Annotated in this window: 12 protein-coding genes; 7 read left to right on the plus strand and 5 right to left on the minus strand. The window is 50.4% G+C overall.

Annotation, left to right across the window (positions count from 1 at the left end; all coding sequences use genetic code 11):
* Window positions 1-84: 84 nt before the first annotated feature.
* The gene (locus P4S53_RS19665) at window positions 85-633 is read right to left on the minus strand and encodes an NAD(P)H nitroreductase (RefSeq protein WP_337114016.1); all 549 of its coding nucleotides are present in this window, start codon (window positions 631-633) and stop codon (window positions 85-87) included.
* 128 nt (window positions 634-761) lie between these two features.
* The gene (locus tag P4S53_RS19670; protein WP_337114017.1) at window positions 762-2,777 is read right to left on the minus strand and encodes an NADPH-dependent 2,4-dienoyl-CoA reductase; all 2,016 of its coding nucleotides are present in this window, start codon (window positions 2,775-2,777) and stop codon (window positions 762-764) included.
* A gap of 210 nt (window positions 2,778-2,987) precedes the next feature.
* On the opposite strand from P4S53_RS19670, the gene sppA reads away from it, so the two are divergent.
* From sppA to P4S53_RS19685, 3 genes are all read left to right on the plus strand, one after another.
* Window positions 2,988-4,841 carry a signal peptide peptidase SppA gene (gene sppA / locus P4S53_RS19675; protein ID WP_337114018.1) on the plus strand — a complete coding sequence of 618 codons (1,854 nt, stop codon included), beginning with the start codon at window positions 2,988-2,990 and terminating at the stop codon, window positions 4,839-4,841.
* 118 nt (window positions 4,842-4,959) lie between these two features.
* Window positions 4,960-5,973, plus strand: coding sequence for an asparaginase (gene ansA, locus P4S53_RS19680; protein WP_337114019.1), 1,014 nt, complete (start codon window positions 4,960-4,962; stop codon window positions 5,971-5,973).
* A gap of 107 nt (window positions 5,974-6,080) precedes the next feature.
* Entirely contained in the window at window positions 6,081-6,755 is a 675-nt protein-coding gene (locus tag P4S53_RS19685; protein ID WP_337114020.1) for a glutathione S-transferase family protein, read from the plus strand.
* Window positions 6,756-6,797: 42 nt separating this feature from the next.
* Here P4S53_RS19685 and P4S53_RS19690 read toward each other — a convergent pair whose 3' ends face one another.
* Window positions 6,798-7,097, minus strand: a complete 300-nt coding sequence (locus P4S53_RS19690; RefSeq protein ID WP_161446517.1) for a YeaC family protein — start codon at window positions 7,095-7,097, stop codon at window positions 6,798-6,800.
* A 286-nt stretch (window positions 7,098-7,383) separates the two neighbouring features.
* Between P4S53_RS19690 and P4S53_RS19695 the strand changes: the two genes are divergently transcribed.
* Window positions 7,384-8,193 (plus strand): DUF2989 domain-containing protein, encoded by an 810-nt coding sequence (locus P4S53_RS19695; RefSeq protein WP_337114539.1) that lies wholly within the window; start codon window positions 7,384-7,386, stop codon window positions 8,191-8,193.
* A gap of 26 nt (window positions 8,194-8,219) precedes the next feature.
* Here P4S53_RS19695 and msrB read toward each other — a convergent pair whose 3' ends face one another.
* Window positions 8,220-8,609, minus strand: coding sequence for a peptide-methionine (R)-S-oxide reductase MsrB (msrB, locus tag P4S53_RS19700; RefSeq protein WP_337114021.1), 390 nt, complete (start codon window positions 8,607-8,609; stop codon window positions 8,220-8,222).
* 345 nt (window positions 8,610-8,954) lie between these two features.
* Between msrB and gap the strand changes: the two genes are divergently transcribed.
* The gene (gene gap / locus P4S53_RS19705) at window positions 8,955-9,950 is read left to right on the plus strand and encodes a type I glyceraldehyde-3-phosphate dehydrogenase (protein WP_337114022.1); all 996 of its coding nucleotides are present in this window, start codon (window positions 8,955-8,957) and stop codon (window positions 9,948-9,950) included.
* A 136-nt stretch (window positions 9,951-10,086) separates the two neighbouring features.
* Window positions 10,087-10,959, plus strand: a complete 873-nt coding sequence (locus P4S53_RS19710) for a D-hexose-6-phosphate mutarotase (RefSeq protein WP_337114023.1) — start codon at window positions 10,087-10,089, stop codon at window positions 10,957-10,959.
* A gap of 55 nt (window positions 10,960-11,014) precedes the next feature.
* Here the strand turns inward: P4S53_RS19710 and P4S53_RS19715 are convergent, their stop codons facing one another.
* The gene (locus P4S53_RS19715) at window positions 11,015-11,395 is read right to left on the minus strand and encodes a VOC family protein (protein ID WP_337114024.1); all 381 of its coding nucleotides are present in this window, start codon (window positions 11,393-11,395) and stop codon (window positions 11,015-11,017) included.
* A 552-nt stretch (window positions 11,396-11,947) separates the two neighbouring features.
* Between P4S53_RS19715 and P4S53_RS19720 the strand changes: the two genes are divergently transcribed.
* Entirely contained in the window at window positions 11,948-13,882 is a 1,935-nt protein-coding gene (locus P4S53_RS19720; protein ID WP_337114025.1) for a PrkA family serine protein kinase, read from the plus strand.
* The last annotated feature ends 30 nt before the right edge of the window (window positions 13,883-13,912 follow it).

The following is a 13,912-nucleotide window of genomic DNA, read 5'->3' on the forward strand; positions in this document are numbered from 1 at the left end:
TAAACCCAGTATCCGTTCACAAAGCCGTCGCAGGATTGAAGAAAGGCAGGCAGCAAAACGCTGCCTGTGGTCATTCGCAGGAAACTATAAATACTCAACAAATTGCGCTAAATCCCGCTCTGGCGCTTTCGCATCGCGGCAATCCGGGGTGCCCAGATACAGAAAACCGACAATCATATCATCACCCTGTACGCCCAGCGCTTCGCGCACCACAGTGTGATATGCCCAGCTTCCTGTGCGCCAAAAACCCGCGTAGCCCTGAGCAACCGCCGCCATCTGCATCGCCTGAGCCGCACAGCCTGCCGACAGGTGTTGTTCAATCACTGGGATTTTATCGCTGGGCTGCACTTTAGCGACAACGGTAATCACCATAGGCGCACGGAAAGGGGCTTTCGAGGCTTTCTCGATCACGGCCTCTTCTGCACCGTCAGCCTGAGCGGCAGAAACCAGAATATCGGCCAGCTTTTGCAACCCTTCACCTTCCGAGACGATAAACCGCCAGGGCGTCAGCGCACCGTGATCCGGAGCGCGCAGTCCGGCGCGAAAAATATTGTCCAGCGCCTCACCCTGAGGGGCCGGGGCCGTCATTTTAGGCAAAGAGCGACGATTAAGCAGCAGCGACAATGCATCCATAGATTATGTATCCTCAATGATAACGATTCTTGTTAAATACCATACCACATCTGCGCTTCTGAGTAACGGCAACGAAAAGAGGCTCCCTCAGGAGCCTCTTGGTCACCGTCGCCGATATCTGCCGGTATCTAGAGACGGGCGGCCAGTTCAGTTCCCTGGCGAATCACCCGTTTCGCATCCACTTCCCCGGCGAATTCAGCACCGCCGATAACATGCACCTTGATGCCCAACGCTTTGAGCGGCGCTGACAACTCTTCCACTGAGGTCTGACCGGCGCACAGCACAATGTGATCAACCTCCAGCACGCGCTGCTGACCTTCCACGCTGATATGCAGGCCTTGCGCATCAATCTTGTCATAGCTGACACCGGACAGCATTTCAACACCACGTTTCAGCAACACCTGCTGGTGGATCCAGCCTGTCGTTTTACCCGGCCCTTTGCCCATCTTGCCCGGGCGACGCTGCATCAGCCACACCTGGCGCTCACTGTGCTCGCTTTGAGGTGCACATAAACCACCCGCATGGGTAATGGTTTTATCGATGCCCCAGTCCTTTAGCCAACTGTCCAGCGAACTGTCCTGAGGCTCGGTCAGCATACTTGAGACATCCACCCCGATACCGCCTGCACCAATCACAGCCACCCGCTGACCCAACTGCACTTTATCACGGATCAAGGTCTGATAATCGATCACCTTATCGCTGCTTTCCAAGCCGGGAATGGCAGGAATACGAGGTTTCACTCCGGTTGAGACCACGACATCGTCATAGCCTTTCAGCGCATTGATATCCACCGCCTTGCCCAATTTCAGGTTCACACCGGTCTGGCTCAAACGGCGGGAGAAATAACGAATCGTCTCCCGGAATTCTTCTTTCCCCGGAATTTGCATCGCCAGATTAAACTGCCCGCCGATATAATCGTTTTTCTCGTATAAATCGACCTCAAAGCCACGTTCTGCCGCAGCGGTTGCAAAAGCCAGACCGGCAGGACCCGCACCAATCACCGCGACTTTACGATGCTGTGCAGCCGGAGTCAGCACCAGCTCGGTTTCATAACAAGCCTGCGGGTTCACCAGACAGCTTGCCCGCTTGCCGGCAAATACATGATCCAGACAGGCCTGATTACAACCAATACAGGTATTAATATCGTCAGCACGGTTCTGTTCGGCCTTCAGCACAAAATCAGCATCAGCCAGAAACGGACGGGCCATCGACACCATATCCGCCTGATCGGATGCAAGAATGGCTTCAGCCACCTCAGGCGTATTGATCCGGTTACAGGTCACCAGCGGAATCGACACTTTCCCTTTGAGCTTTTCCGTGACCCAGCTGAACGCCGCGCGGGGCACCTGGGTTGCAATCGTCGGCACGCGCGCCTCATGCCAGCCGATACCGGTATTGAGAATGGTCACACCAGCAGCTTCCAGCGCCTGAGCCAACTGCACCACTTCATCATAGGTACTGCCCTGCTCGACCAGATCCAGCATCGAAAGACGGAAAATAATAATAAAATCTGTGCCGACCCGGGCACGAACGGCTTTGACCAGTTCAATCGGAAATCGGACCCGGTTCTCATAGCTGCCGCCCCATTCATCGATTCTGTGGTTGGAGCGCTGACAGATAAACTGGTTGATCAGATAACCTTCAGAGCCCATCAGTTCAACACCGTCATAACCGGCCTCTCTTGCCAGCTCAGAGCTGCGTGCAAAGGCATCGATGGTCTTGAGGATCTGGCGGCGGCTCATTTCTTTGGGCGTAAATTTAGAGATAGGCGCTTTAATGCCAGAAGCACTGACAGCAAACGGATGCATCGCATAGCGCCCGGCATGCAGAAGCTGAATGGCAATCTTGCCGCCTTCTTTGTGGACCGCATCGGTGATCACCCGGTGCGCCCTTGCCGCCCGTCCGCTGCTGAATTCGGCACTGAGTGGTGTTAAGCGGCCGCGAAAATTGGGCGCAAACCCACCAGTGACAATCAAGCCTACTCCACCTCGGGCGCGGGCAGCGTAAAAGGCAGACAGCTTTTTAAATCCATCGTGAGCTTCTTCCAGGCCGGTATGCATAGACCCCATCAACACCCGGTTCTTCAGCTGAGTGAAGCCAAGATCCAGCGGTGCCAGCAAGTGTGGGTAGGTAAGAGTGTCCATAGCTTCCCTATATCTCTTTAATTATTGTAGGTCAGACCAGTTATAGCATAGGGTTAACCTTCACTCAAACACCTGTTTACATAACCTCAACATCCATCACTGCTGCGGCACTTTTCAAATACGCTATTTTAGTCGCAATATAGCTATCATTAGGATTTTACGCTCTGTCTCGGTTAGGATAAGCACTGGGATTTATTATCAGGAAAGGCCATGAAAGTACTACTAAAAGGCATTGCCAAAGTGCTGCGCGGATGTTGGAAGCTGCTGAGCTTTACCCGTAAGCTATTTTTCAACCTGTTATTTATTGCGCTGATTGGGGTCATCATTTTTGCCTTCCAGCAAGGGGCTGAATCGCCGGTTCTGCCAGAAAAAGCCGCTTTGGTACTGGATATTGACGGCCCGATTGTTGAACAGCGATCCTACGTCAATCCCTTCGATCAGTTTGTCGACAGCGCCATGGGCCAGGTGCCGGTTCAGGAAAATATCCTGTTTGATATTGTCGATACCATCCGGGCAGCCGCCAAGGATGACAGGATCACCGGCCTTATCCTGAATCTGAAAAGCATGCCAGAGACCAACCTGACGAAGCTGCGCTACATTGCCAAGGCCATTGAAGAATTCAAGCAGGCCGGCAAACCTGTCTATGCCACTGGCGATCACTACCGTCAGAGCCAGTACTACCTGGCCAGTTTCGCCGACAAAGTGTTCATGTCTGCCGACGGCGGCGTGATGCTGACAGGTTACGGCAGCTATTCGCTGTATTATAAAACCTTACTGGATAACCTGGATGTCACCACCCATGTCTTCCGTGTCGGGACCTATAAATCATTCGTTGAGCCCTACACCCGCGACGACATGTCAGACGCTGCCCGCGAAGCAAACACAGTCTGGCTCAACCAGATGTGGGATGCTTATACCCAGGATGTCGCGCGTAACCGCCGCATCCATGTCAGTGTCCTGAACCCTGAAGTCAAAGATCTGGTTGCTGAGCTGAAAAGTGTCGAAGGCGATTTCGCCCGCCTGAGCCAGAAAATGGGACTGGTGGACGAACTGGTCAGCCGTACCCAATTGCGCCAGACCTTTATCAAGGAATTTGGCAGCGATGGCGACCATGGCTTTAATCAGATCAGTTATTACGATTATCAGCCTTCGGTCGGCGCGCCATTCGAGCCAAGTGACAATGGTATTGCCATCGTCGTTGCCAGCGGCGCTATTGTCGATGGTCAGCAAGGGCAAGGCAGAGTCGGTGGCGATACAACGGCCGCTTTGCTGCGGGAAGCCCGTCTTGATGATGACATCAAAGCGGTGATTCTGCGCGTCGACAGTCCGGGTGGCAGTGCCTTCGCTTCTGAGATTATCCGCAATGAAGTGGATGCATTAAAACTGGCCGGCAAGCCTGTGGTGGTATCCATGTCCAGCCTGGCGGCATCCGGCGGGTACTGGATCTCGTCCAGCGCCAGTGAAATTATTGCTCAGCCAACCACGATTACAGGTTCTATCGGTATCTTCGGTATGCTGGCTACCTTTGAAAAAGGCCTGGAAAACATCGGCGTGCACAGCGATGGCGTCGGCACGACCCCCTTTGCCGGTATCGGAATTACCCGAGGCTTACCTGATGATGTCGCTGAAATTTTCCAGCTGGGGATCGAAAACGGTTATCAGCGATTTATCAGCCTGGTGAGTGAGAATCGCCATATGTCACTCGAAGAGACAGACAAAATAGCCCAAGGCCGGGTCTGGACCGGTCAGGATGCACTGAAACTGGGTCTGGTTGATCGTCTGGGTGATTTTGATGATGCCATTGTCTCTGCAGCCAAACTGGCAAAACTGGACAGCTACGACATCCGCTGGATAGATTTGCCGCTCAGCCCGATGGAGCAATTTCTGCAGGATATGACTTCGGAAACCAGCGCCCGCATTGGCATGGCAATATCCGCCCAGCTACCCAATGTGTTCACGCCGGCCTTGCGTCATATCACAGCAGATATCACCAATATGAATAATTTTAATGATCCCAAAGGACAATATGCTTTCTGTCTGAATTGTTCCAGCACAGGAAATTAACTCTGTTCGGATTCACAGTGATGAAACTTGACTTAGCCCGGTATATCCGGGCTTTTTTTCGCCGGTTTTCGCCGTATAATGCCTTCACCATCAATCACTATGCTGTACCCGTACTCTAATGACAAAAAAACATATCTATATCGCCTATACGGGCGGAACAATAGGAATGCAGAAGTCAGCCCATGGATATATTCCTGTCGCTGGCTTTATGGAACAGCAACTGCAGAACATGCCTGAGTTTCACCGCTCGGAAATGCCTGCATTCACTATCCATGAATATGCACCACTGATTGACTCTTCAGACATGACACCTGAAGACTGGCAACGCATTGCGGATGATATTAAGGCCAATTACGACAAGTTTGATGGATTTGTCATTCTTCATGGTACGGACACCATGGCCTATACCGCATCTGCTCTGTCATTCATGCTGGAAAATCTGGCCAAACCTGTGATTGTCACCGGCTCGCAAATCCCACTGGCAGAAATGCGCTCAGACGGGCAAAGCAACCTGCTTAATGCGCTGCATCTCGCGGCAAATTATCCGGTCAATGAAGTGACGGTTTTCTTTAATAACCAGCTTCTGCGCGGCAACCGCAGTACAAAAGCCCATGCCGACGGTTTCAATGCGTTTATTTCGCCCAACATGCCGGCACTGATCGAAGCCGGTATCAACATTCAGGTCAAACCCACCACAGAGCTGAACAAACAGCCTGCAGGTGAGTTTCGGGTGCACCAGATTACCCCGCAGCCGATTGGTGTGATTACCATGTACCCCGGTATTTCACCAGAAGTGATCCGCAACACCCTGCGCCAGCCGGTCAACGCCATGATCCTGCTGACGTTCGGCGTGGGCAATGCGCCGCAAAACGCTGAGCTGCTGGCTCAGCTGAAAGAGGCGGCCGACCGCGGCGTTATCGTCGTGAACCTGACTCAGTGTCTGTCCGGAAAAGTAAATATGGATGGATATGCAACTGGGTGTGCCCTGGCGGATGCCGGCGTCCTCAGTGGCTATGACATGACCCGCGAAGCCGCACTGGCGAAACTGCACTTTCTGCTCAGCCAGGCGCTGCCAACAGAAAAAGTGCGTGAGCTGATGCAACAGGACATCCGCGGCGAGTTGTCCCGCTAATCCGGATAATCGGACGACGTCAAATTGAGCCGCACGCGTGCGGCTCTTTTTATATCTCAACTACACTTATAGCAAATTTCGTCTGTTGGCTATGAGCAAGGTTGATTATGATTCTGCACGGCGCCGCCATTTCTCCTTTTGTCAGAAAAATCATGCTGGCCTTATCTTACAAAGGGCTGAACTACGATTTACAGCCGCTCAACCCGTACCTGGAAAAAGAGCTGGCGCACAGACGCCACCCGATGGGGAAAGTGCCGGTTCTGGAACATGACAGCCTGACAGTGATCGACTCAACCGTAATTGCCCATTACCTGGACGACATCTACCCGGTACCACCACTCTACCCCGGCGATGCCGGTGAAAGAGCAAAAATCCGTTGGCTGGAAGAGTATGCCGATACCCGGCTCAGCGCACTGCTTGCCGGCGTGCTCTTCTATCAGAAAATTCTGAGAGGGCAGATTCTGGAAAAAGACGTTGATCAGGATGCCATTGATGATTGTATTCAGCATCATCTGCCGCCGGTTCTGAGTTACCTGGAAGAACAAGTACCCGCTGAAGGCTATATTACGACCCGTTTTTCGATGGCCGAAATTACGCTCTGGAGTATTTTCCGCAGTGGCTGGATGGCTGGCTTAAGATTGAAGCCTCATTATCCTAAACTGGCTATGTATCTGGAAGGTATTGAGCAAGAGCCCTGGGTATCGAGCCTGGTGACGCAGGAAGATCATGAGCTGAGTGGGTTTTACTGTGACCCTGTGCCTTTCACTGTGCCCAGGCAGTGATCACTGCGGATGAGCGCATCAGCCTTTACAGGGTCATCGGTATCAGTTTTGCTGCAAAGAGAAACGGGCAATATCTGCCACAGGGGCTTCACTGTCTTCTATGGCAAAATCACGCTTGAGCTCAGATTTAGATTTAAAACGTATCTCACCGCCAGCTGCCACTGTCATATGCTCGGCCTCGGTATTGTGACGAGACTGATAGAGCATCACGGCCTGCATGGTGGATTCTTTCTGCGCGTCCGTTAATGGGGTGCCATCAGCCCATTTACCCGTTTCTGCCGCTACCAGTAACTTTTGGTACACCTCTGGGGTCATTGCAGCCAGAATCTGTTGTACATCCATCCCATCTACTCCTCTTGATGCCTGATTATTTCAGGCCACTTGCAATGGTAGGCTACGATAATGACCTGAGTTTGCCAGTCAAGTAGCGTCTTGGTTTTAGTTTTCTTTTGTTTTCGTGATCACACTGCAGCAATGTCACATTATTCTTTCTCTCAGGTCAGTTTCTGCCGATAGGTATTAGGGTATTCTTGATTGTAGTGAACCGACCTATGAGTAACGCACCGCACATGACTTCTTCTGGCAAAAAAACGCGCAACATTTTGTTTTTTTATCTGCTGTCGCCTTTCTGCCAGCCTGCCAGGGTGATTTCAAAACAACGGACAGTCTTTGCGCGGCACATCCCGAGCTGTGTGAAGGACTGAATAACAATGATGGACAATGCCGTATTCAGCGCACCGACCTCATTTGGCAACGCTATAAACAGCTGAAAACACCAACCGACATTGAAAAACTGCATACCCTTGAGTTCACTCGCAGTTATCAGTATTGCCTGGAGTATGCCGCAGAAATTGAGCCAACCCGCTATAAAGAACGCAAATCGGTGCGGACTGCTGCGCTCATCCACAGTTATGAGGTCATTGAACAGCTGACCGAAGAGCTGGCTGACTCTAAAGAACCCGAAGTCATTTATGACCGCTGGAGCCAGGGCGAGCATCAGGCGAAGGAAGAATTTCTGAAATTAGAGGGAACAGGCCAGCTTCAGACACCTGAATTGCAGCTGGCACTGGCCTCTTTTTATACTGGTATTGATAAAGCCAAAACTCGCCAGCTTCTGTTAAGAGCGCTGGAGCTTTATCATGGCAAGGTCAAAGTGAAACCAGACATTATTCTGACCCTGGCAACACAGGCCCACCAGGACAACAACAAAACCGAAGCCTATTTATGGTCAAGAGTGGGTAGCCTGATGGGACTGCCTGTTGCCAATTCAGAAACCTTATCGCGCCTGTATCCAATGCCGCAACAAGATAAAAGTCATCTGGATTCCTTAGCCGACAGCATCATCCAGAGCATCAGTGCCGGCCATTTTAACCGTGTCTATGTAGAAAAAAATCTGACCGCCCTGCCGAGTCAGCAAACCGACCAGCCATCATCCTGACAACGCCATTACGGGCAGCGCAGCCGTTACTCCACTTCACTAAATTGCAGTGAGACAGAATTGACGCAGTAGCGCTGTCCGGTAGAAACCGGCCCATCATCAAATACATGCCCTAAATGACTGTCACACTCAGCACAGCGAATTTCCGTTCGCTTCATCCCATGACTTGTATCGCTTAAATATCGAATTGAATCAGAATGAACAGGTGCATCAAAACTCGGCCAGCCACATCCTGAATCATATTTTTGCTCAGAATGAAATAAGGCAATTTGACAACAAGTGCAGTGATATATTCCTGTTTTCTTATTATGCAATAACGTGCCTGAGAACGGGGCTTCTGTGCCACCTTCCCGACAGACATAATATTGTTCATCTGATAACAGTTCTTTCCAATAAGAATTTGTTTTAAAAGCCATTTACCTGCCTGTAAACACAGTTTTCCAAACCCGTACGACTTAAAATTTGCCAATTTTTGCATATATGGCACATACTTTTGCTCGAAAGGTTTTTACATCGAATCAGTGCATTTAAGCATATTCCCCTGTATTTCGGGTACTGAATTAAAACTGAGCTACATCGTTGATTACTTTGCCAGCATTTATAGGTGAACTATTCATCTTTCGGCCAGGATTGTAATAAAAATCCGAAACTTTTTTGATTAAAGACAATTTGAGGTCTGTTTTTGCTTGCAGACCCGCGTGAGATTATGTAATTTTACTACCAGTTATCTTTCATTAGAAATTAAGTTGTGGAGCAACATAATGACTATCAAAGTAGGTATTAACGGTTTTGGCCGCATCGGTCGTTTCGTTTTCCGTGCTTCTGTAGAACGTGATGATATTGAAGTTGTCGGTATCAACGACCTGATCGACGTCGAGTACATGGCTTACATGCTGAAGTACGATTCAACTCACGGCCGTTTCAAAGGCACAGTTGAAGTTAAAGACGGTAACCTGATCGTTAACGGCAAGACTGTACGTGTTACCGCTGAGCGCGATCCAGCAAGTCTGAACTGGGGTGCAATCGGTGTTGATGTTGTTGCAGAAGCAACGGGTATCTTCCTGACTGACGAGACTGCACGTAAGCACATCGAAGCAGGTGCGAAAAAAGTAGTTCTGACGGGTCCGTCTAAAGACGACACCCCTATGTTCGTCATGGGCGTAAACCACGAATCATATGCAGGTCAGGAAATCGTTTCTAACGCGTCTTGTACGACGAACTGTCTGGCACCTATCGCTAAGGTTCTGAACGACAAGTGGGGCATCAAAGACGGTCTGATGACGACTGTTCACGCAACCACTGCGACTCAGAAAACGGTTGACGGTCCTTCTGCGAAAGACTGGCGCGGTGGCCGTGGTGCTTCTCAGAACATCATCCCATCTTCAACAGGTGCTGCTAAAGCTGTAGGTAAAGTCATTCCTGAGCTGAACGGCAAACTGACTGGTATGGCATTCCGCGTTCCAACTGCAGACGTTTCTGTTGTTGACCTGACTGTGAACCTGGAAAAACCTGCGACTTACGAAGAAATCAAAGCTGAAATGAAGCGTGCTTCTGAAGCTGAGATGTCTGGTGTACTGGGTTACACTGAAGACGCTGTCGTTTCTCAGGACTTCATCGGTGAAGTACGTACTTCTGTATTCGACGCTGACGCAGGTATCGCGCTGACCGATACTTTCGTGAAAGTTGTTTCCTGGTATGACAACGAGATCGGTTACTCTAATAAAGTACTGGATCTGGTTGCGCACATCTCTAAGTAAGACTTAGACGATGACTCAAAAGGCGGCTGATGGCCGCCTTTTTGCTATCTGTCATCCCGGATCTATCTGTCATCGGATAGCGTCTCGACGGGCAGCCGTGTCGCCCGCTCCTTCATTGGCTTATTAAGGAATCACTATGGACTTACGTCAACTCCCGACCTCAACAGTGCTTTCAGAACATATCAGCCTGTGCCGTCTTGATGGTGTGGATATCATTCGAATTCTTCACCCTGAATGCCAGGCAGCGATATCATTATTTGGTGGTCATCTCTTAAGTTTTCAGCCTCAGGGACACAAAGATCTGATTTGGATGAGTGAAGCCGCCGACTTCTCGGGTCAGTCGGCGATTCGTGGCGGCGTGCCCGTGTGCTGGCCATGGTTCGGAAAAGTAGCCAGTCCTTCGCACGGTTTTGCACGTACCAGTGTTTGGGAGCTGGAAAGTTTTAATGACCAGAAGAGCCATGTCACTGTCACGCTCACGCTGCATGACTCCCCCAAGTCCCGGGCTATATGGCCCTACCGCTTCCATAACCGGCTCCACTTTGAGTTCGATAAAGCCCTCAAAGTCCAGCTGACCAGCACCAATACCGACCAGCGCCCTTGGCGTATGTCCGGCGCGCTTCATACCTATCTGGCCGTGGGTGACATTATGCAAGCGAAATTGTCCGGACTGGGGAATGAATACCTCGATGGTCTGGCCGATCAGCAGCGCCTTCCAACCAATGGTGTCTTACAATTCGATGACGTCGTAGACAGAATTTACAGCCGGGCTGAAGACACGATTCATCTGGAAGATCCTGCTCTGTTTCGCCGTCTGCGCATACACAACCATGGCCATGACAGCGCTGTGGTCTGGAACCCATGGCAGTCAGGTGCGGCAGGTATGGCTGATATGACGCCTGAGGGCTACACCACGATGCTGTGTGTGGAATCTGCCCTGGCGGGTCAGGGGATTGTGCTGGAACCCGGGCAATCACATCACCTCAGTACAGAAATCAGCGTCGAGTAACGGCCAGGCTCAGGAAAGCCTGAGCCTGATTTGCCCGCTGACTCAACCTCTGATCTCAGGCCTGCATGGTAATGTCCGCTTCAATCAGCACCCAGCCGTTACCATCCGGATCATTGAAAGTCGCGAAGCGCCCTCCCATTAAAGTCACAATCTCTGACAGACTGACACCCCGGTTGGTGAGCTCATCGTATGTCGAGGTCATATCGTCAGTGTGCACCACTAACCCCTGGACAGAACCTGCCCGCATTCCCCCAAATGGCATTACCAGACTAATGGTCGTCTCTGCGCCCTTAGGTGCCAGCTGTATCCAACGTTTATGGCTATCTGCCTTGTGATCCCTGATCAGCTCAAATCCCAGTGCATCTCGGTAAAACAAAAGTGCCTGGCTTTGGTCCGATACAGGAATCGACACAGTATCAACCCGCGAAATCGGCATGTATCTCCTCCCCCTCAAGCTACACTTTTCTAGCTTAAATCAGAGCTGTTGATTTAGCTCAAAAAATAAGCAAAGTGTTTGCCGGCGTACACCACCTCTGAGCCTGTTTCCCAATGCTGAGACATGTCGGGTCGCTGGTTTGCTTCATGACTTCCTCCCAAAAAAACCATCTTCCGCTGACTTTCCCATTCCCGACATCATTTAACGCCAACCCACACTGCTGATACCAGATTTCGCACCAGTTCCTCCGGTTTGCCCGCTTCAACTCACTTCCCTGAAATCATGCGGCTGCAAGCTGAATTCCAACCCCGTTAAAGTGGCGCTTTTTTGAACAAGATGGCTTGCAGATCCCTGTTGATAGGAGGATAGTACCTCTATGGATCGGTTGTTTTTTGACCGCCACTGTTTGATGTATCAGCTAAATTTTTCAGCAAAACCAACCACTCACTAAAGCAAATTAATTAGTTAGGTCTAGTCTTAGTGATGAGGGATGTGAAAGATTATTGATTTCGTCCTTTCTAAATGATTGAAGAACGATTCAGGGGGCATACCATGAGTATTTTTGACCACTATCGTCATCGCTATGAAGAAGCCAAGGATGAAGAGCTTTCATTGCAAGAATTCCTTGAGATTTGCCGTAACGATCGCAGTGCTTACGTAAACGCCGCAGAACGTCTTCTGATGGCCATTGGTGAACCGGAAATGGTAGATACCGCGAAAGACCCGCGTCTGAGCCGGATCTTTTCCAACCGTGTCATGTCGCGCTATCCAACATTTGAAGACTTCTATGGCATGGAAGAGGCCATTGAACAGATTGTTTCTTACCTGAAACATGCCGCTCAGGGCCTGGAAGAACGTAAACAAATCCTCTATCTGCTGGGTCCGGTAGGTGGCGGTAAATCCTCACTGGCTGAAAAATTAAAAAGTCTGATGCAAAAAGTGCCCATTTATGTGCTGACTGCTAACGGTGAACGCAGTCCGGTAAATGATCACCCGTTCTGCCTGTTCGACCCGCTTGAAGACGGCGAAATTCTGAATAAAGAATTTGGCATCCCTCATCGCTATCTGAACAACATCATGTCGCCATGGGCAGCGAAACGTTTGAAAGAATTCGGTGGTGATATCACCAAATTCAAAGTGGTAAAAGTGCGTCCATCCATTCTGCATCAGGTGGGTATCGCGAAAACAGAACCTGGTGATGAGAACAACCAGGATATTTCATCCCTGGTGGGTAAAGTGGATATCCGTCAGCTTGAGCATTTTGCCCAGGACGACCCGGATGCTTACAGCTACTCAGGTGCGCTGTGTAAAGCCAATCAGGGTATGATGGAATTCGTGGAGATGTTCAAAGCACCGCTGAAAGTGCTGCACCCACTGCTGACCGCCACTCAGGAAGGCAACTATAACGGTACAGAAGGTCTGTCCGCCCTGCCTTTCGATGGCATTATTCTGGCTCACTCCAACGAATCAGAATGGCAGACCTTCCGAAACAACAAAAATAATGAGGCGTTTCTCGACCGTGTTTACATCGTGAAAGTGCCTTATTGCCTGCGTGTATCGGAAGAGATCAAGATTTACGAAAAACTGCTGATGAACAGTGAACTGGCTAACTCGCCATGTTCTCCGAGTACGCTGGATATCCTGGCCCGCTTCTCAGTGCTGTCGCGTCTGAAAGAGCCGGAGAACTCAAGCATGTATTCCAAAATGCGGGTGTATGACGGTGAGACCCTCAAAGACACGGATCCAAAAGCCAAGTCTTATCAGGAATACCGCGATTACGCTGGTGTGGATGAAGGCATGTCTGGTCTGTCGACCCGATTCGCGTTCAAAATCCTGTCCCGGGTGTTCAACTTCGACCACTCTGAAGTCGCCGCGAACCCGGTTCATCTGTTCTATGTTCTGGAACAACAGATCGAACGTGAGCAGTTCCCACAGGAAAATGCCGAGAAATACCTGGAGCACCTGAAAGGCTATCTGATCCCCAAATATGTCGAATTCATCGGCAAGGAAATTCAGACCGCTTATCTGGAGTCCTATTCTGAGTACGGTCAAAATATTTTCGACCGCTATGTCAGTTATGCGGACTTCTGGATTCAGGATCAGGAATATCGCGATCCGGAGACAGGTCAACTGTTCGACCGCGCTGCATTGAACAACGAGCTTGAGAAAATCGAGAAGCCTGCCGGTATCAGTAATCCGAAAGACTTCCGTAACGAGATCGTCAACTTTGTATTGCGTGCACGTGCCAGCAATGCCGGTAAAAATCCGAACTGGACCAGCTACGAGAAACTGCGCACGGTTATTGAGAAGAAAATGTTCTCCAATACCGAAGAGCTGCTGCCTGTCATCTCGTTCAATGCCAAAACCTCTACGGAGGAGCAGAAGAAGCACGACGATTTTGTCGCCCGTATGATGGAAAAAGGCTATACCCGCAAGCAAGTACGTCTGTTGTCTGAATGGTATCTGCGCGTACGTAAATCATCGTAATTGATGGATGATGATCAAGGGGGAGAGCTT

Origin of the sequence: Photobacterium sp. Hal280 (assembly GCF_037162255.1) — a bacterium.
Taxonomy (GTDB): Bacteria; Pseudomonadota; Gammaproteobacteria; order Enterobacterales; family Vibrionaceae; genus Photobacterium.